16 protein-coding genes and 1 tRNA gene are annotated in these 19511 nt (G+C 56.5%); 7 read left to right on the forward strand and 10 right to left on the reverse strand.

Annotated features, from left to right (window positions below):
- Positions 1–25: 25 nt before the first annotated feature.
- The 3 genes from THTE_RS08430 to THTE_RS08440 are packed head-to-tail and all read left to right on the forward strand — an operon-like array spanning position 26 to position 4036.
- The gene (locus THTE_RS08430) at positions 26–1459 is read left to right on the forward strand and encodes an FAD-binding oxidoreductase (RefSeq protein WP_095415016.1); all 1434 of its coding nucleotides are present in this window, start codon (positions 26–28) and stop codon (positions 1457–1459) included.
- Positions 1456–2703 (forward strand): FAD-binding oxidoreductase, encoded by a 1248-nt coding sequence (locus THTE_RS08435; protein ID WP_095415017.1) that lies wholly within the window; start codon positions 1456–1458, stop codon positions 2701–2703. The genes THTE_RS08430 and THTE_RS08435 overlap by 4 nt, the downstream gene beginning before the upstream one ends.
- A gap of 28 nt (positions 2704–2731) precedes the next feature.
- Positions 2732–4036, forward strand: coding sequence for a (Fe-S)-binding protein (locus THTE_RS08440; protein WP_095415018.1), 1305 nt, complete (start codon positions 2732–2734; stop codon positions 4034–4036).
- Here the strand turns inward: THTE_RS08440 and THTE_RS08445 are convergent.
- Entirely contained in the window at positions 4033–5166 is a 1134-nt protein-coding gene (locus THTE_RS08445) for a glycoside hydrolase family 88 protein (RefSeq protein ID WP_095415019.1), read from the reverse strand. The genes THTE_RS08440 and THTE_RS08445 overlap by 4 nt on opposite strands.
- Before the next feature lie 345 nt (positions 5167–5511).
- Here THTE_RS08445 and THTE_RS08450 point away from each other — a divergent pair, with 345 nt between their 5' ends.
- Entirely contained in the window at positions 5512–7419 is a 1908-nt protein-coding gene (locus THTE_RS08450; protein WP_157731946.1) for an alpha-L-arabinofuranosidase C-terminal domain-containing protein, read from the forward strand.
- Positions 7420–7560: 141 nt separating this feature from the next.
- On the opposite strand, the gene THTE_RS08455 is transcribed toward THTE_RS08450, so the two are convergent.
- From THTE_RS08455 to THTE_RS08465, 3 genes are all read right to left on the reverse strand, one after another.
- Positions 7561–8550, reverse strand: coding sequence for a 6-phosphofructokinase (locus THTE_RS08455; protein WP_095415021.1), 990 nt, complete (start codon positions 8548–8550; stop codon positions 7561–7563).
- Positions 8551–8610: 60 nt separating this feature from the next.
- Positions 8611–9570, reverse strand: a complete 960-nt coding sequence (locus THTE_RS08460; RefSeq protein WP_157731948.1) for a carbohydrate kinase family protein — start codon at positions 9568–9570, stop codon at positions 8611–8613.
- 125 nt (positions 9571–9695) lie between these two features.
- Positions 9696–10346 carry a phosphopantothenoylcysteine decarboxylase domain-containing protein gene (locus THTE_RS08465; RefSeq protein WP_095415023.1) on the reverse strand — a complete coding sequence of 217 codons (651 nt, stop codon included), beginning with the start codon at positions 10344–10346 and terminating at the stop codon, positions 9696–9698.
- A 435-nt stretch (positions 10347–10781) separates the two neighbouring features.
- Between THTE_RS08465 and THTE_RS08470 the strand changes: the two genes are divergently transcribed.
- Complete coding sequence (locus THTE_RS08470; RefSeq protein WP_157731950.1) at positions 10782–11045, forward strand: hypothetical protein; 264 nt, start codon at positions 10782–10784, stop codon at positions 11043–11045.
- Positions 11046–11119: 74 nt separating this feature from the next.
- Here THTE_RS08470 and THTE_RS08475 read toward each other — a convergent pair whose 3' ends face one another.
- The 5 genes from THTE_RS08475 to THTE_RS08495 form a co-directional block, all read right to left on the reverse strand.
- A complete protein-coding gene (locus tag THTE_RS08475; protein ID WP_237260239.1) occupies positions 11120–11695 on the reverse strand; it encodes a hypothetical protein in 576 nt (191 codons plus the stop codon).
- 324 nt (positions 11696–12019) lie between these two features.
- A complete protein-coding gene (locus THTE_RS08480) occupies positions 12020–13054 on the reverse strand; it encodes a glycoside hydrolase family 5 protein (RefSeq protein WP_095415025.1) in 1035 nt (344 codons plus the stop codon).
- A gap of 108 nt (positions 13055–13162) precedes the next feature.
- The gene (locus THTE_RS08485) at positions 13163–14545 is read right to left on the reverse strand and encodes an NAD(P)(+) transhydrogenase (Re/Si-specific) subunit beta (protein ID WP_095415026.1); all 1383 of its coding nucleotides are present in this window, start codon (positions 14543–14545) and stop codon (positions 13163–13165) included.
- Between the two features lie 134 nt (positions 14546–14679).
- The gene (locus tag THTE_RS08490) at positions 14680–15024 is read right to left on the reverse strand and encodes an NAD(P) transhydrogenase subunit alpha part 2 (protein WP_168175816.1); all 345 of its coding nucleotides are present in this window, start codon (positions 15022–15024) and stop codon (positions 14680–14682) included.
- Positions 15025–15239: 215 nt separating this feature from the next.
- Entirely contained in the window at positions 15240–16391 is a 1152-nt protein-coding gene (locus tag THTE_RS08495) for a Re/Si-specific NAD(P)(+) transhydrogenase subunit alpha (protein WP_095415027.1), read from the reverse strand.
- 648 nt (positions 16392–17039) lie between these two features.
- On the opposite strand from THTE_RS08495, the gene THTE_RS08500 reads away from it, so the two are divergent.
- Positions 17040–18284 carry a hypothetical protein gene (locus THTE_RS08500; protein ID WP_095415028.1) on the forward strand — a complete coding sequence of 415 codons (1245 nt, stop codon included), beginning with the start codon at positions 17040–17042 and terminating at the stop codon, positions 18282–18284.
- 83 nt (positions 18285–18367) lie between these two features.
- Here the strand turns inward: THTE_RS08500 and THTE_RS08505 are convergent, their stop codons facing one another.
- On the reverse strand, positions 18368–18988 hold the full coding sequence (locus tag THTE_RS08505) for an SAM-dependent methyltransferase (RefSeq protein WP_095415029.1): 621 nt from the start codon (positions 18986–18988) through the stop codon (positions 18368–18370).
- Between the two features lie 263 nt (positions 18989–19251).
- Between THTE_RS08505 and THTE_RS08510 the strand changes: the two genes are divergently transcribed.
- Positions 19252–19323 (forward strand) — tRNA-Gly (locus tag THTE_RS08510).
- Positions 19324–19511: the final 188 nt, after the last annotated feature.

Consider the following 19511-nt stretch of genomic DNA (forward strand, 5'->3'; position numbering starts at 1 on the left):
CAACCGGGTAACGAGAGAGCCCACGATGCAAGACCTCTCTCCACGTCAGAAAGCTCTTCGCGAAATCACGTCGCGACTTGGGCGTGAGAATGTCCTGGTCCACCCCGCTGACCGACTGGTTTACGAATGTGACGGCTACACTCTCGTCAAGTGCATGCCCCAGGCTGTGGTATTCCCGCGGAACACGCGCGATGTGCAGCAGGTGGTTCGTATATGTCGGCAATATGGAGTCCCGTTGGTGGCGCGAGGTGCGGGAACTGGGCTGGCCGGCGGTGCCACGCCGATAGATGAGGCGATCGTTGTCAGTCTGGCCCGGATGAACCGAATCCTTGCAATTGATCTTGTCAACCGGCGGATCCAAGTAGAAGCCGGGGTCATCAATCTCGAACTGTCGCAACGTCTCGCGGGGACGGGCTACCAATTTGCTCCAGACCCATCCAGCCAGGTGGCGTGCACCCTGGGGGGAAATATCGCCACCAATGCGGGCGGACCCCATACGCTGAAATATGGTGTGACGGTCAACCATGTTCTGGGACTGGAGTGCGTCACTGGTGAGGGAGAGGTACTTGTGGTGGAGCCGAGGTGGGACCCGGGTGATCTTGATTGGATTGGGGTGCTGACCGGTAGTGAGGGCACCTTGGCGATTGTGACCAGTGCCTGGTTGAAGTTGATCCCCGCTTATCAAGAGTTCATCACACTCCGTGCGACCTTTTCGCGAATTGAAGATGCCTGTCTCGCGGTCAGTCGAATCATCGGTGCCGGCATCACTCCGGCGGCAATGGAACTCATGGATCAGGGGATCCTTCAGGCCGTTGAAGAGGCCTTTCATTTCGGTTTTCCCACCGATGTCGAAGCAGTGCTGATTGTGGAACTCGACGGAGTGGGACCAGCCATTGCAGCCCAGGCGGAGCGGGTTGCGGCGTTTTGCCGGGAGTGTGGTGCCGGGGAAGTCCTGAGTGCCTCCGACGCAGCGGAGAGGGCTCGCCTGTGGCAGTGTCGTAAATCGGCTGTGGGAGCGGTAGGACGGCTCAGCCCCGCGTACTTTATCCAGGATGGGGTCGTCCCGCGGACCAAATTGCCTGAGGTGGCCACCCGTGTGAAGGAAATCGCACGTCGCTGGAATGTTCGCGTGGTCAATGTGGCTCATGCCGGGGACGGTAATATTCACCCCATTTTTCTTTACGATCCGAAAAATCCAGATGAAGTGAAACGAACGGTGTCCGCGAGTCATGAAATCCTTGCTGCCTGTATTCATCTGGGCGGAAGTATTACCGCGGAACACGGCGTGGGATTGGAGAAACGCGACTTCATGGAGCAACTGTATCCGCCGGAAGTATTGCAGGCGATGAGAGCACTCAAGAGTGTCTTTGATCCCGATGCCATCCTGTCACCCGGTAAAGTAATTCCGCGGGACGGTCAGGAGAAGTCCGCCATCGTCGAGGGTGAGAAGAACGCATGATTTCGACATCCGAGAGCTTTCTCCAAAACTGGCTGCCGATCGAGGCCGCGCAGGAGGTTGCCACCTCCCAGGAAATGAGTCAGGTAGTGCGCGAAGCATCGCGCCGTGGCCGAGCTGTTTACACGGTGGGAAGTGGCTTCCGGGCCAGGTGGGGAAGCCGTCCTGAAAAGAGTGGGTTGGCAATTTCATGCGCTCCTATGAACGGAATCATCGATTACCAGCCCACGGAGTTGACATTGACCGCAGAGGCGGGAGTCACCATTGCCCAGCTCGAAGCGACGCTGTCCGCCTCCGGGCAATGGATTCCCGGGTTGAGTGGATTGCCGGGCGGCCTCCAATTGGGCGGGCTTCTGGCCAGCCCATTTCCTCGCCTTCGCGATTGGCGGTGGGGCCGACTGGCAGAAGCCGTTCTGGGCCTTGAAGTGATCACTGGTGAAGGAACACGTCTGGTCCTGGGCGGTTCTGTTGTCAAGAATGCTGCTGGGTATCGACTCTTGCGTTTATTTCTCGGAAGCTGGGGGAGCTTGGCGATCATCACGCGGGCCACGCTCATGACCCGGCCCCGGCCCGAGGTCTCCGAATTTTTCACGGTGGGAATGCGGCGTGCTACTTTTTGTGAGACGTTTCTCCAACGTCTCGCTGCCCTGCCCTTGCCGTGTCTGTCGGATGTCATGATCTGTGAACAAACCTGTTTGATCGACTCCAATCTCGACTTAGACCTTGCAGAAGAATTGGGACGCCGCTGGATTGCGGCGACTTTTCTGCTGGAAGGCGACCGACTGGAGGTAGACCTGGCACGAGATGCCCTGACCTCCTTGGCAGGCCAGCAGGGTTGGAAGGTGATTCCCACTTCCAGGATCAGTGACACCGCGTTTGAGAGTAAGCTGACGACCGGTGGTGACGCTGTTTGTCAGATCAGCGGGTTGCCAGAACAAATGGCCGTGATAACGGCGCACATCAAAGAGGTGTTTCCTGGGGCGATTTGGTGGGGCTACCTTTTCAGTGGACAGGTTCTCCTCGTTGATGCTGCTAAGGAATTCACCATCGAGAAAGTCAAGGCGCTGAGAACCAAGATCGAGGAGAAGAGGGCTTGTCTGGTGGTTCTCCGGACGCCAGCCAATCCTGATTGGCCCTCGTCGGTCGTGTGGGGGTTGCCCCATCCGCGACATGTGTATGTCCAGCGATGGAAAGACATCTGCGATCCGGCCCATATTCTCAACCCGGGTCGATACGTATTCACATAAACCAGAAGAAAGAAAACTCGACGCGAAAATGGCGGTGCAAGTGCACGAACATTCGATGGAGGAGATTCACCGGTGCGTCCATTGTGGACTGTGCACCTCGGCGTGTCCTACATTTGTGGAGTTACGTCAGGAGGCCGACAGTCCTCGCGGACGCATCTACTTGATGCACGCGATCCTGGAGAAACAGCTATCGATCGATCGAAAAACTGTTCAACACATTGAACTGTGCCTGGATTGTCGCGCCTGTGAGACTGCGTGCCCGTCGGGAGTGAGATATAGCCGCATCCTCGAACCCGTGCGTCTGTCCCTAATCAACAAGCGGGCGGTTTCCCTGACGTGGGGTGAGAGGTTCTTTCTCTTTCACGTCTTTCCCTATTCGCGAAGAGTTCGCGCGGCTCTATGGCCGGTCAGACTGTTACAGCGATTGGGAGCCTACCATGGCCTGGAACGAATGGGACTTTTTCGCGTGCTCCCCGGCATTCTGGGGAAAATGGCCAGCCTTGTGAATCCTCACGTACCGGGACAAAAGCGTCTGCCAGATTTTCTTCCTGGGAAAGGACGTCGGCGGGCTCGCGTGGCCCTGTTTGTGGGGTGTGTGGGCGACGCAATGTTCCGGCACATTCACTGGGCGACACTCCGTGTGCTGCAGGAAAACGGTTGCGATGTGTTGGTACCCCGCGGTCAGGGATGTTGCGGAGCGATTCATTATCACGCTGGTGACGACCGTGGCGCCAAAAAATTGGCTGAGCAGAACGTCCGTAGTTTTCCTGTCCGTGACCTCGATGCGGTGATTGTCAATCATGCAGGCTGCGGCGCGATGCTCAAGGAATATCCCCAATACTGGGCAGATGGGGATCGTGAGCGATACGCAGAATTTAGCGGGAAAGTCCGCGATATCTGTGAGTTTCTTGACGACCTGGGAATCAAGGCCCCAGAAAACCCATTGCCTTTGCGAGTGACTTACCACGATGCGTGTCATCTTGCGCATGCGCAGCAAATTCGCCGACAACCCCGAGCGCTGCTTTCAAAAATTCCCGGGCTGGAGCTTGTACCGTTGTATGAAAGTGAGCTTTGCTGTGGTTCCGCAGGGAGCTATAACCTTCTGCAGGATGCGATGGCCATGCGATTGGTGAAGCGGAAGGTGGATCGCATCCTGGAAACAGGCGCTCAAGGCGTGGCAGCTGCCAATGCCGGTTGCCTTCTCCACATTGGTCGCGAGGTAAGACGGCGTCGGCTTCGCCTGCTTTTGGCACATCCGGTTGAGCTTCTGGACTGGAGTTACAGGGGAGTCACGCCCCCGCAGCCTGGCTTCGACGTGGAATACCGTCTCTAGCTGTTATTCCCCTCGGCTGTCAGGACCTTGGTCAGCCCCTCCACGAAGAAGTAGTCTCCCCACATGACGGATTCGTCCACGCCAAGGTTCTTTCGCGTGTGATACACGCCGTGTTTGAGGATGCCTTCCCAACCCGGGGTTTCAATGGCGAGGTATTCGGGGTCGCACAGAGCGGATAACATCACAAGGGCTATGTTGCGGTAGACAAGCCCACGTTCGGGAGATCGGGTCTGTTTTGCCAGATCCCACAGACCACTGGCTGCGATGGCGGCTGCCGAGCTTTCTTTTTGCCGACCCCACGGCGGGGGCTGCGACAGATCAGCGTGAAAATCCCAGTATGGGATCTTGTCCTCGGGAAGATGGGTGATCCAATACTCAGCGTTACGTTCCGCCACTTCCAGAAACTCGGGGTTGTTCGTCAGGGCGTAAACCTTGCTGAATCCATACATCGACCACGCCAGGCCACGCGCCCAGCAGCTCTCGGGGCTAAGGCCCTGATGGGTGCTCTGGCCAAGAAATTGCCCGGTTTCCACGTCGAAAAGTCCCTCATGGGCGGTGGAACCATCCGGGCGTACCAGGTAATCGCGGGTAGTCCGGCAATGGGCCAGGCCGATCTCCAGCAACTCTTGATCACCCGTTTTTAGAGCCGCGAAGATCACCAGAGGGACGTTCATCATAATGTCGATGAACAGACTGTGTGGGCCAATAAAAGAGCAGAGATACTTTCCTTTGGGTTGAAACCGCATGGCAAGTGTGCGGCCAGCGGTGATGAGGACATCGAGCAAGGCCTGATCGCCGGTCAGTTCGTACCATGGAAGATACGTGTTGAGAAAGATGAATCCCAAGTCATGAACATTGCGATCGTGTTTGCGATGCTCGAGCAGACGTGAATAGTGCGTTGCCAGTTCCCACCATTTAGGGTCTCGCGCACGCAGATAGAACTGCCACATCATTCCAGCCAGGAAGCCGCCGGTCCAGTCCGTCCACAGTTCGCCTTCGTGATACCATCGGCCGTTGACCGTGTAGATGGGGAAGAAGTCAGGATGTTTTTCGACCAGGGCGGCCACCTGTTTTTCGGCGAACTGAAGGGCCTCCTGAAACTTGCTGATTTCTTCCGGCCTGAGAGTCATGACATCTCCTCCCGCTGCCTTATGAAATGGGCTCAGGCGGCTCATTATACCGCAATATTCGTATACTCACACCCGGGACGTTTGGTAAGTCAGGGATTTGCCCAGCCCCACTTTTGCAAAAACCTATAACATACCAGCAGGCCATAGTGGTGTAGGGGCAATTCATGAATGGCCCCTGCAACAGATTCAGCCATTGGCCTGTCAAAGTTCCCGTGTAAAAAGTGCGGACGAGTCACAGTTAGGGCGGATTGTTCCCCAAGGATCGAGTCGCTACACTGGTCGATAATTCTGCAAAGACGAGGACAATTGTGGACGATTCGACGAGCTTTGAAGGAGATCCTTGTTATGAGCCGTGCCACCACACGCCGTCACACCACAAACTCTTTGCTTGCGGCGATTGCAACCGTTGGCCTACTCACTGCCTGTGGAGGTGGGCATGCACAAGAGGCTCGCGTGACGATTGATGCATCTCAAACGGCTGCCCCCATTTCCAAATACATCTACGGGCAGTTCATCGAGCACCTGGGCCGGTGTATTTACGGCGGGATTTGGGCGGAAATGCTCGTCGACAGGAAATTCTTCTATCCTGTCGGTAGCAAGGAATCCCCGTGGACGGTCATTGGGCCAGAAGGGAGCGTAACAATGGATCGTCATCAGCCCTTTGTGGGGGTGCATTCACCGCGAGTCGCGTTGAGGGGCGATGGCACCGTCGCGGGCATCGCTCATGGCGGTTTAGGCGTTCTCGCTGGGAAAGAGTACGTCGGTTACATATGGGTGAAAGGCGCTCCGGAAGCAGCCCCAATCACGGTGAGACTGGTGTCGGGAAATAATCCTGGCAATGCGGGCGAGATGGACATCCCCGAGGTGGGATCAGACTATCGGAAGGTGACTTTTCGTTTTCGGCCTGCAGAGTCTACTGACGATGCCCGGCTGGAAATCGTGTCCAAAGGTAGAGGCTACTTTTATGTGGGGACAGTTTCCCTGATGCCGGCCGACAACATTCATGGCATGCGGGCGGACACCATTGCTCTGCTAAAAGAGCTGGACTCTCCCATCTATCGCTGGCCGGGTGGCAACTTCGTGAGCGGTTACGACTGGCGGGACGGAATCGGCGACCGCGATAAGCGCCCGCCGCGCAAAAACCCTGCCTGGCAGGGAATTGATTCGAACGATTTCGGAATCGATGAATTCATGACGTTCTGCCGGATTGTCAATACCGAGCCGCTGGTAGTGGTGAACACGGGGCTTGGGGATGTGGAGATGGCTCTCCAGGAGCTGGAATACGCCAATGGCTCTGTTGAGACAAAAATGGGGCAGCTACGGGCCAAAAACGGTCACCCCGAGCCCTATCGTGTCAAATACTGGGGCATCGGAAACGAAATGTACGGTAACTGGCAGCTTGGACACATGCCTTTGGAGGAGTACGTCAAAAAGCATAACGAGTTTGTTGCCGCAATGCGGAAGCTCGACCCCACAATTGTGGCCATTGCGGTTGGTAATGTTGGACCATGGACTGAGGGAATGTTCCGCCACTGTGCGGACTTTATCGACCTGATGAGTGAACATTTTTACGTCGGGGCAAAAAAGGATTTGCTGGAGCACGTCGAGCAGGCCGCACGTCGTGTGCGCGAGATCGCCGACGCCCATCGCCGCTATCGGAAAGAAATCCTGGGCGGCAAGGCCATTCCTGTTGCGCTCGATGAGTGGAACTACTGGTACGGAGAGCATCTCTACGGCGAGCTGGGAACGCGGTATTTCCTCCGCGATGGCCTTGGAGTCGCGAAGGCTCTCAATGAGTATGCTCGTAACACGGATGTCTATTTCATGGCCAATTATGCCCAAACCGTGAATGTGATCGGAGCGATCAAGACGACGAAAACGGCCGCCAGCTTCGAGACCACCGGGCTCGTCCTGGCCCTGTATCGAAAGCACTTCGGGCAAGTCCCCGTCGCCACCACATGTTCCAACTCCGTCCTCGATGTCCAGGCCGCTCTGAGTGAGGCAAAGGACGCGGTGGTGCTTGCCGTGGTCAATCCGACTGCCGAACGGCAGCACCTGATCCTGCAATCCACCGCGGTAAAGCTGGAATCGCCCGGCCGTGCATGGGAAATTGCCGGGGATGATCCGATGCTTTTCAATGAGCCGGGAAAGCCTCCGCGTGTCAGCATTGTGGAAAGAGAAATTCCCGACGCGGGGAAGGTTGAAGTGGCACCCTACAGCGTCACGCTGATTCGTTTTCCCGCTAAACGCTGAAAGGTGCGCTGAAGATTACCGGGGAGCGGCAAGCCAACGTCGCAACTGATCGTTGTCGCGCGTTTTTGCCCCTCGGTTCATGCGCACGAATTCGGCTGGGTGCTGGAGGGGCATTTTCTGGAATAACGGTGGGCGCCGGCGTCAGGAGGCGAGCGTTTCCAGGAGACGTACCAGCTCCTGGGGAACCGGCTTGTGCGCGGCATACGTTTGTTCAAATGGCACGAGGACAAGCTCACCCCGCTGCTCGCCCGCCATACACCCGGTCTTTCCTGCCAGAATTGAGCGAACGGCGAAATCTCCCAGCCGGGCAGCCAGCAGTCGATCCTGGGGGACGGGGCTTCCTCCTCGCTGCAGGTGACCGAGAGCGAGCACCCGGGTTTCAAACGGACATCCATTTTCACAGAGGGCTTTTTGAAGGGCGGCGGCACCCCCACGCTCGTCCCCCTCCGCCACGATCATCATCACCGAAGTCTTGCCGCGGGATTTCAATTCGTGGAGTTGGCGGATGATCTCGGATACTTCGGTGGGGGTTTCGGGGATGCATGCAATTTCCGCGGAGGCGGCGATTGCCGTATAGAGAGCGATGTACCCACTGTGTCGGCCCATCACCTCCACGAGGAACATCCTCTCGTGTGCATCGGCCGTGTCGCGCAGCTTGTCAACCGCATCCACAGCCGTGTGCACCGCAGTCGCGAAGCCAATTGTGTAGTCTGTTCCCAGGAGGTCGTTATCAATTGTTCCAGGGCACCCGATGATCTGGCCATCCCAATACTTGGCGAGCGCTACTGCGCCGTGAAACGTTCCGTCGCCACCGATCGGGATGAGAGCGTCAATCTTGTACTTCCGCAAAATCTCGGCTGCCCTTTTTTGTCCCGACTCTGTGTAAAATTCCTCGCAGCGACTGGTGTGGAGAATGGTCCCCCCTCGCCGAGCGATATCAGACACGCTCCGCAGCGACATGCGTGGCTGTCCCTGCTCGTTGAGGAAGAACTCTTCCCGCAAAAGACCGGAATAGCCCCGGAGGATCCCAATCACTTCGTGACCCGCTGAAATCCCTGCCCGAACGATCGCCCGCACGCATGCGTTCATGCCAGGGGCATCACCGCCACTGCACAGGACTGCAATCCGCATGGTCTCCTCCCAGACGCTCTGCTTTTATTTCAAAAAACAAATGAAGCCGTTGCTGACCGGTCAAAGCGGCGTGATTTCTAGTTGATGGCTTGCCAAAAATTCCTCTGCTTCCGCCCGATTGAAGACACCTTCGGTGGTCCCGATTGCCCGCACACAACTGGCTCCCAGCGCACTCCCCCAGCGTACACAGCCTTCGGGCGACTCGCCGAGAAGCAATCCCATGATAAATCCCGCGTCAAAGGCATCACCTGCGCCGGCGCCCCCGACGAACGTGGTGGGATAAACTCCCGCTCGGAAACTCCCACGTTCTCCCACAAAGAGACAGCCTTTTTCGCCCAGTGTGATGACGACATTCCGGGCTCCCATGTCGTGAAACCGCCGCGCTTGCTCGACAGGATCGGATACACCGAGGATGATCTCGCCTTCGTCGTCGTTAGGCATGAAATAATCAACGTGGGGAAGGACCTTCCTCAAAATGGATTGAAAGTCCTTGCGCTCCATGAGCACCACGTCGAGAACAACCGTGATTCCCCGCTGGCGGGCGGTTGCCAGCAGATTAGCGAAGTCATCGGTTTCCACACCTGGCATCATCAAATACCCGCCGACGTAGAGAACCCGAGCGCCGTCCAGCCAAGCGGTTGGAATATCGCCGGTGTGAAAAACCACATTCGCCCCCGGCGTGCTGATGAAGCGTCGGTCTTCACCCTGCACATTGACGATCATGGTGGCCGCCGTACCGTATCCCGGTACAGCGCGGATTCCAGCCGTAGCCACACCGGACCTTGTGAGTGCTTCCTGAATGAACTGGCCGAAGAAGTCTTCCCCCACACATCCCGCCACGCCCACAGAAACATCCAATTTTCTCAAATCCACGGCCACGTTCGCCGCGCAGCCCCCCAATCCGAGCTGGATGCGAGACGTTGGAACGAGCTCACCGGCTTTAGGGAGCCGTTCAATCGGTTCGCAGGCAATATCAGCGAAAAGAATACCGGCCGATATGACCTGGAGCGCCTGGGACATGTTCATTCCTCCTGGATTTATTCACCCCCTGAGCGGCCGACGTCGAGTACCACAAGCCGCTCGCGTCGCGTCACCTTGATCACGTTTTCTTTTGCCGAAGCTGAGTTTATGGATCCGGCTTCAATTCATCCACCACCGACGCTATTGGACAGTTTCAAGAGCTTTTGCTCGATCAATTCCCGCAGGCGAAGGGCGATATCCGTTTTTGTCCCGGTCCATTCGGCGAGACACGTGCCCTCCGAATCGAGAACCTCCACCGACGAGCAATCCGAGCCGATCGCCGAGGGGCGGTTCACGACCATCAAGTCGCACCGTTTCTTCTGAATTTTTTCCAGGGCGTGCTGCCTCGCATTGTGTGTTTCCAGGGCAAAACCCACAATCCATTGATGCCTTTTCATCATGCCAAGGCTGGCCAAAATATCGGGGGTCTCCACGAGGCGGAGTGTCAGCGGAGTCCCCGATTTGACAATTTTTCGAGTTGCCATCTGCTCCGGGCGAAAGTCACAAGGGGCGGCGGCACCGATCACGCCGTCGCAGTCTGGAAAAATGGATTGGCAGGCCTTCAGCATTTCCTCCGTCGTTACCACCGATACGATTTCCGCTTGCGGAGGATAATCAATGGCCACAGGTCCTGACACCACGATGACACGATGGCCAGCAGTACAGAACGCCTCGGCCAGGGCCCTGCCCATCCGTCCTGAAGACGCGTTCGATAGGAATCGCACCGGATCCAGGAATTCCCGCGTTGGTCCTGATGTGATGAGGACGGTGGCCATTTTTCACCCGGGCAACTTTGTTAATTTGGTCTGCCAAATCCGAAGACCGCGCTGAGAGTGACCGATGGCACCGGTTTCGCCTTTCGGGAACCTCAGTGCGGCTGGTCGGTCACCACGTTGGGTGCAACAGCAATCGGGACGCAGGATCCTCGACGTGCCCAAGAATTTCCCCATTGACACAAGTCGCGAGCAATGCCGGTATGGCCCAGCGCGGATCTGATTGCGGTGGTGACCCACACATTAATGTAACGTTGCAAGTTTATCGAACAACGTGCGTTTTTTCCAGTTGGCCTGGTTTGGCGGTTTTTCGCTCTTGATAGGAAAGCGTCTTTTTGTCATACTCTCCCGCCTTTCCACGTTGCCGGAATTTCAACCCAGCGATTGTTGACCGGGCAGAAGCGTTCTGAAAGAGTGGTTGAGCTGGAGTAAACATCCATGACCAGCAGGTTGTCGCGTCGTTGCCGGAGCATGGGAATCGTTGTGAGTTTGCTGGCAAGTTTTTTGAGCATCGCTGGCTGTACTTCGGTGCCGCCCCAGAACGAATTGACACCGGCTTCGGACTTGTCTCAGCTTGCCCGCCAGCTTCGCCCCGCTGATCCAAACCGCGAACCATTCACCTTCAGTAACGAGGCGCGAGCGATCGAAGAAGACCTCGGGGTTGGAAAAAAAACGTCCCCTGTTCCCACCGAGGCGAAATAAAAAAGGCCCCTCAGACGGAATGGGGCCTTGTATTGCATAGGTCGTTCGTGGTAAAGCGAGGATCGATTGCGGGATCAATAGTTGCTCCCCGCGCCGCCTTCCACATTTCCTACCATGTGCAGGTGGTCGTGGTCGATGTAAACCACTTCGACAGCTTCCTGGTTTTGTGTGGTGTAGGGAATCGGCCAGCCGACTTTAACTGTTTCCGTGAAATAAATGGTGCACTTCCAGTGGACGTGGTGCAGTTGGGCCGGGCCTATCAGCGGATAAACACGCGGTGGATCGATCGAATCGGTGATGAGTTCCTTCACAATTCGCACATTACCGCGCTGGACCTCGTGAAGGAGGGGTAAACCGCCTTCCACACCACGGGCCTTTTCCAAGGCACGGATCACCTCGTCGTCGGATGGCTCATCGAGGGCCGCATGCGGAGCGCCCTCAACCAATGGTGGAAGAATCGGCATTTTCTTGTACCGCTCTTCTTCCCAAGCTTTATCCTCGAACTTCTTCTGAAAATACGGGGAAACCGGGATTGGATAATTGAGAACTCCCCAATCAAGGGGGCTCATTGCGGTCCCACAGCCTGTGAGGAACAGCAGTCCGCCACCCAGGAGTCCCCACAATTGCAGTGTTTGTAGTCCTCGCGCCATGTACCGCTCCTCAACTAGCGATCGTTACCGTTTCGATTCTGGGTTGCCAGGCTTAATGACGCCTCAGACCGATCGTCCTGTCGCCGGACACCCTCATTCTGGCGAGCCGGCGTGGCTGAGCCATTTGGAAGACCGGCTACATCATTTATCGTGAGAATCTACTCCGAACTTGCAGGATTTTCCCGCGATGAGGGAGAAATGGACGGTAGCGGTCTTACCTGGCGGACGGCCCCTGAGGCTGCGGAATAGCAAGAGCTCACTTGCCAGAAATTATTTCGAACTTCTCAAATGTCCGCGGAACAGAGTGGTAACCGGCCCCAGAATCTACTTTTTGAGAACAGTCTCTGCGGAGAACTTTGTGATCAGTCGGAGAACGGTTTTTTCCTCAGAGTCGAGTTGAGCGAATAGAGGGCCATCTCTGAGATCAAACGACCGTCGTGGCCGCCCGTCCGCTGCAGCGCGGCAGTCTCCAATGTGAAAGCACCATCCGGCAGCCCCTCCACGGAAAGCGGCCTCCAGATCGGCAATAAAGTCTTTGGCGGATGGCTGCCACGAGCTAAAATCGCGTCGGAATGGTTCCTGATAGTGAACCGGGACAATCTTGCCTATCTTCTGTAAGGTGTCCAGATACTCACGTGTTTTTGCCTCCGTTTGCTGGGCTGATTTCGCGTTCCGAGGCCGATGCGGCGCGATAAAATCCAATCCCACCCGCATGACATATTCACGCAACATATCCGGCGGAATGTCCCCAGCATGCGAGGCCGTGACAAGCCGACTGGAATCGAGGGAGCGAACCTCACGTCGGAGCACGACCAGGTCCTCAATGGAAGTGAAACGGGAATCCTGGATGTTCCGTTCGTTGGAGAGGTCGAGGTACCAGTTTCGGTAATCCTTCAGGTGCTCCACCAGGGAACGAACTGCCCGAAGATGCGCATCGAGGGACTGCAGCCGCCGGGGCCCGGTCACGCCATTCCCCCGGGAGAGTGTGATATCCACGATCATCCCTTGGGTGTCGCACCAGCCTACGATTTCGCGGAGCTTTGCCATCCCCGGTTCCCAGGGGTGGCCCTCCTCGTCGACGGCGTAAGCTTTCTGATCAAAAGCTGCCCAGTTTGCCCAAATTCGGATCCAATTGAATCCCAGTCTTTTGATTTCCTGCAGATCTTCAGTCCAGATTTCTCGTGGCGCACCAAGCGCGCCGTAATAACTGATGCCCAGCAGAAAGGTCGGCTCACCATTAATTGTGAAACGCGATCCCTCAATTCCCAGGACTGTGTGAGGCTGCGCGGAAGCCCGCCTTGGCGCGGTCGAAATTCCGAAAAGAAGGATTAGCAGGCATGTGGTAAGCGTGCGATGCATAGTGGCCCTCCCTCGTCCACGTTTTTGCCGCTCAGGTCTTGACCAAATCGGCTGGCGATCCAGACGCTCACCCAAAAACCTGACGGGTGTTGGTTGAAGCCTATTGTGTCAGCTTTCCTTGATGGCGGCAACCAGGTCGAGCACCGCACGCTTGCCATCCGCGAAAAACATTAGTGTATTGGGAGCGGCAAACAGAGGATTGGGGATGTTTGCGAAGCCAGGGCTAAGGCTCCGCTTGATCACCACTACGGTTTTCGCTTTGTCCACTTCGATAATCGGCATGCCTGCAATGGGGCTTTTGGGATCTGTCTTGGCAAGGGGATTGACAACGTCGTTAGCCCCCAGGACGATCGCCACATCGGTTTCGTTAAGGATGGCGTTGATCTCGTCCAATTCTTTGAGCTTGTCGTAAGGTATTTCGACTTCCGCCAACAAAACGTTCATATGTCCGGGCATGCGACCCGCTACCGGATGAATACCGAACAGAACCTCGATCCCTCGCGATTCGAGCAAGTGATAGAGGTCCCGAACCGCGTGCTGAGCTTGGGCCACAGCCATCCCGTAGCCAGGAACGATCACAACACGGCGCGCGGTATCGAAGAGCATGGCAATTTCTTCGGCTGTGGCGGATTTCACCGTCCGATAGACCTCGTCCGCCTTGGCAGCCTGCTCACCTTCCTGAAGTACGCCGAACAAGACGTTGAACATCGAGCGGTTCATCGCTTTGCACATGATATTAGTGAGGATGATGCCAGACGCCCCGACAAGCGAACCCGAGATGATCAGCACGGCGTTTCCCAAAACGAATCCGGTTGCCGCCGCTGCCAGTCCGCTGTAGGAGTTCAGGAGGGCGATGACAACAGGCATATCGGCACCACCAATCGGATTCACCAACGTTAAGCCCAATACCGAGGATAAGGCCACCACCACCCAGTACCACCCTGGGGCGGATGGATCGAGGACCCCCAACACACTCGCTCCCAGGGCCAGTATGCCCAGAACGGCGTTGATCGGCTGGAGAAGTGGATATCGAATCGGCTCTCGAAACGCCTTGTATTCCTGCAGTTTCGCGAAGGCCAGAAGACTTCCCCAGAAGGTTACAGCCCCAATAATTGCCGAGGCAAATGTGGCAATGGCAATGTCGCTGACGGGTGGGGGAGGAGTCCGAATCAGCTCCGCGGCAGCTACTAGGACAGAAGCTGCCCCACCGAAACCATTAAGAAGGGCCACCATTTGCGGCATGGCGGTCATGCGCACTTTGAGCGCCAGCACGGCCCCCATGACACTCCCCACGATCAGTCCCAAAATAATCCAGTGATACTCGATGATTCCGCTATGAAAGAGCGTGGCGAGAACAGCAATGAGCATCCCCAGGGCCCCCGTTAGATTTCCGCGGACTGCGGTTCGGGGGTGGGTGAGACCTTTAATGCCCAGAATAAACAGGACCGAGGCTAATAGATAGGCCAGAACAATCACACTCTCGGGAATCACGTCCGTCTCACCTTTCCTTCAGTCTACTTCCGACTTAGTCCGGGATTGTGGCGGATACCGAACGCTTTGTTTACACCGAATTGAATGTGCTGGGGCGCTCCGTGGAAATACCGTCCGTCGACGTCCCTGGGGAATTACGATTTGCGTTTAAACATTTGAAGCATTCGGTCCGTGACCAGGAAACCGCCAACCACGTTGATTGTTGCAAGGATGACCGCCAGGGTTCCCAGAATGGTGGCCAGTGTCGAATGCCCGGCTCCGGCCGCAATGATGGCCCCCACAATCGTGATGCCGGAAATCGCATTCGATCCGGACATCAACGGCGTGTGCAGGGTTGGTGGAACCTTTGTGATAATTTCGAACCCCACAAAGATAGCCAGCACGAAGATTGTGAGTGCCATGACGAAGGGCAGGTCGGAGTGGCTCCGCGCTGCCGTCTGCTCAGCGATTTCGTTAGCCAAAAGAAGCAAACTTTCCATAAATAAAACCCTTTTGCCGACCGGTTAACTTTCGCAGTAGGGTCTCGCCTTAATGCTTCGTGTGCAGGCCAACCGTTTGGGATTCCTTTTTGCCCGATGCGATTGAGAACTGGACCAAATTTCCAAGTTTTCTTGCCCCAACTCTTATTTGTTGAATAAGTTGGATGACTGCGCTGCGTGTTGAAGCTTTAACTCGATTGGTGTGCCGAGGCTTTTCATTGCGACGGCTGCCCGGCAGGTTCCCTCAACATTGCGTGGACCACCTGGCCGCCCCGAGCTACCAAAGTATCCCGAATAATCTCGTCTTCAGAGTCAAGGGCGATCTGGCCATTCTTGCATACATACAGGAAAAAGGTCGTGATGTTTTTGGAATACATCTGGCTGGCATGGTGCGGTATTTCTGCCGGGAGATTCACGGGGCCGAGAATGGTAACTCCGTGCTCCACCACGGTTTCTCCCGGCCGGGTCAGTTCACAATTCCCCCCTCGCTCAGCCGCTAAATCCACGATGACAGAACCGGGCTGCATGCCAGCAACCATCTCGCGGGTGATCAAGACGGGAGCTCGCCTACCGGGCACCGAGGCCGTCGTGATCACCACGTCGCTCTGGGCCACCACCTGAGTCATTAGTTCACGTTGGCGGCGGTACACTTCTTCACCAAGTTCTTTCGCATACCCGCGTTGATCCTCGGCTGCCTGAGTTGGCAACTCCAATTCCACAAATTTGGCGCCGAGGCTTTGAACCTGCTCTTTGACAGCAGGGCGAACGTCATACGCGGACACCGCAGCGCCAAGCCGCTTCGCCGTCGCGATCGCCTGAAGTCCCGCTACCCCTGCCCCCACCACGAACACCTTGGCGGGCGTCAGTGTGCCAGCCGCCGTCATGAGCATCGGGAAAATCTTGGGAAGCGTCAGCGCGGCGAGAAGCACAGCCCGATATCCGGCGAGAGTGGCCATGGATGAGAGGATGTCCATGCTCTGTGCCCGCGTGATGCGTGGGAGCAACTCGAGCGCGAAGATCGTCGCTCCTTTTTCTACCCACGGCAGTAAATCCCCTTTTTTGCTCAGCGGATCCCAGGCACCGATGAGAATCTGACCGGGCCGGATCCCCGCGAGTATTTCGTCTCGGACCTCGGGCGGAATATCCCATCGGACACCAAGCAGCACCTCGGCCTCGAGGACCTCCGCCAGGGATGTTATGGTTGCACCTCTCGCAGAATATTCGCTGTCAGGGAATCCAGCCCGTTCCCCGGCTCCGCTTTCCACACGCACGGTGTGGCCCGCTTTTACCAGGCCAGGGACATTCGCAGGGACAACGGCGACCCTTTTCTCCCCGGGAAACCGCTCTCTCAGTACGCCAATAATCATAGGATTCGTAAATTCGTCAAAAAGAGCCTACATTTTACGGGAAAGGATACCCATTGTACACAAAACAGTAACGTGGTGAATGAGGGGGGAAGCTGAGTCATCCAGTTTTGAGCTTCGCTAGACAGGGCAGCGGATCACGAGACGCCGTTGCCCGGGGATGAGGTATCCGCGAGTGACCTAGTGGTCAGGTTCATATTCCAAAGTTGGACAGTTTCACAACAGCCGAGCCAAACCGCTTGGTTTGCTTCCCGTTCAAACTCAGGGACAACTCATGATTTCATGATTTGTCCTACCATACGCTGCGCGTCTGGCCGCCAAGAGAGCGTGGCAAAAAGTGGGGACATCGAAAAATTTTTGGGCTTGAGCGACCGCACAGAAAAAGGTAGATAACGAGTGTCCCCGGTGCCGCTCGTGGCGAAAGTTTTTACCCAAAACGCTCGAGTCGCACATTAGGAAAAATACGCAAATGAAAGTAACCGTGACGGATCTTCCGTAGGTGACACATTTTCTGGCCGAATCAGCCGATGCAGGTTTCAAGAATCACAATTGCGGTCGGCCAGAATTCCGGGACGGCGTGGAGTCTGTTCCTCGCCCAGAAAAGTTGTAGCGCTGGCTGGATTTCTCAAGTTTCCCACGGAGGGGAATACCATGGCCCTAGCGGCAAGATACGGTTTGGCGGGGGTCCTTATCGTCTGCTTTTCTGTCGGCGGTGGATGTGCTGCCAATAAGACGGGATCCCAGTGGTCGCTCGCTAGTATCAACCCATTCAAGAAAGCTCAGACTGCCGAGCCCTATCCGCAAAAGCCGTCGGCCTTTGCAACACCAAGCGCAGTGCCCGGCGATAAGCAAGGGGCGAGCCTTGCCAGCGCACCAACGCAGGGTGGACCTCTGTATCCCAGCACCACTCCGCGAGTCTATTCCAGCCCAACGAGTAGCCAGAACGCTTTGAATTCTTCATCTTTACAGCAGGCTTCCGGGCAGTTGTCCAGCAATCCCGGGCAAAGTTCCTCGCCTTACTCCCCGGTGAATCGGTACGATCCCAACGCGTTTACCCGCAATCAGAATCAGACGGTGCAAGCGCAACCGGTCGGCGCGGCTGTCGCATCAGACACCAGCACCGTTGACTTGGGCGGAACTGCGGGCGGATATCCGACTTCCCAAAACACGGCCGGGATGCCGACAAGAAGCCCCGTAGGACTTGCGACGCCAGCCTCCAGTTCACCTGTTTCGGGGTACAGCGGCGGCCTCCCCGTGAGTTACGACACGGCATCCTCTCCGGCGCTGCCCACCGGTTCCAATACCGGACTGATGTCGCAGCAGCCGACCTCAGCCACAAAAACCACCTCACAGGGGCTGTCGTCAGGTTCGAGCTCAGCTCTGCCGGGTAACGCCCTGGCTCCACAGAACGATTGGAGCGAACTGGTGGGCGATCGTTATGCGCAAATGTATCGTCAAGCTCCGCAAACGGCAAATGCGGACGCCAACCTGTCTGCCGGCGGTGGAAACAGCCCGTTAGGGGCGACCGGCTACGTTCCGGGTGACACGGGCTACGTGCCCGGACAGACCCCTAATCCGCCAGGCAACATTTCCTACCAGCCGGGCCAGACCGGATACCAGCCGCCCGGCATTCCACCTTATACGCCACCTTATGCAGTACAGAATAACGGGGTTCCGGGAGCCCCGGCCGGAACAGGTGCCTCGGTGCCTGCTCCGTCCAACTCCGGAGAGTATCGGCCGGGCAGCACAAAAACCTACATTCCCCGAAGTACTTCTTTGCCACAGGGAAGTAGCACTACTTCCGGTTTCGAGACAACAAGTCCCAGAAGTGCTGGGGTGGTAACGACGGTGCCGACCAACTCTCCACCTACAGAGGGCGAATCCTTCCGGCTTTAAAAACCGGAATGAATCATCCCGCTCTGAAACGATTAAGGCCGGTTTCCGGCGTGCGGAGATCGGTTGGCAGCCCCGGCAACCTTTTAGTTCTTCTCCTTTTTGAGCGGTGTGGTCCACAAATAGATCGTGTGTTCACGCTGGCCTTTTGGCTTAAAGTGGATCACCTTATCAGGAATGACTCCATCCATGTCAAAGTCATGTGAGACGATTCGGCTACCGGGTTTGAGTTTTTCCAATTGTGGGATCAGCTTCACATTCAATTGCGGAAGCAGGTAAAGGGTCACCACCGTCGCCTCACTCAGATCGAGAGTGAAAATGTCCTTTTGTTCGATCCGCACGAGATCCTCCACTCCGTTTTTGCGGACATTTTCCCGGGCTTCCTTGATGCGTTCAGGATCGATGTCGAACCCCACCGCCCGGACGCCGTATTTCTTGGCTGCCGTGACGACGATACGGCCATCGCCGCAACCAAGGTCATAGACCACGTCACCCTTTTTGACCTGAGCCACCTCGAGCATCTTCTCCACAACTTCATACGGGGTGGGGACGTAGATGACGTCGGGAGTACGAATAAACTTTGGTTCTTCTTCCTTCGCGGCAGCGGTCTGACCGGATTTCTCTGCCGTGGCTGCTTCGAACGCGAGCACTGCGGAAGTGACTGCCAACAAACATGCTCCGAGCAACAGAATCCACAGCCTTTTCATAAAGACCTCCTTCCCGATGCGATAACAGGATGGTGCACCACATTGCGCGGCCCCGTGCCGCACACTGCCGATAGGTTAATTTTCTCCTTTAGACAAGTAAAGTAGCCGTTCCAGAAAAATACCCCGCGGAAATTCCATGGCTGAACGGCGATGCCCGCGTCTTGCTCGGGACTCCAATCGTGCGACGAGCGACAACTTCCTTACGAAACTCGTAGTTGACACGGGCATGGGGAACCGATACATTGATAATCGAAGATGCACATGCGGGAGTAGCTCAGGGGTAGAGCGCTAGCTTCCCAAGCTGGGGGTCGCGGGTTCGAATCCCGTCTCCCGCTCTTTGGTTTGGTGTAACCTTTCACTGGTGGACCGTTGTCTGCCCCCGACGTGGGGCATTTTTTTTGTTCGGAAGAGCCGTTTCGGCTCGGGGTACGGCGCGGAATTCTCAGATCGGGAAAAAGTTGGCAACGGCGCCGCGACTGGTCGCGGGCTTGTTCATAAATCTCACGGCCACCACTTGCGATCG

This window comes from Thermogutta terrifontis, assembly GCF_002277955.1.
Classification (GTDB): domain Bacteria; phylum Planctomycetota; class Planctomycetia; order Pirellulales; family Thermoguttaceae; genus Thermogutta; species Thermogutta terrifontis.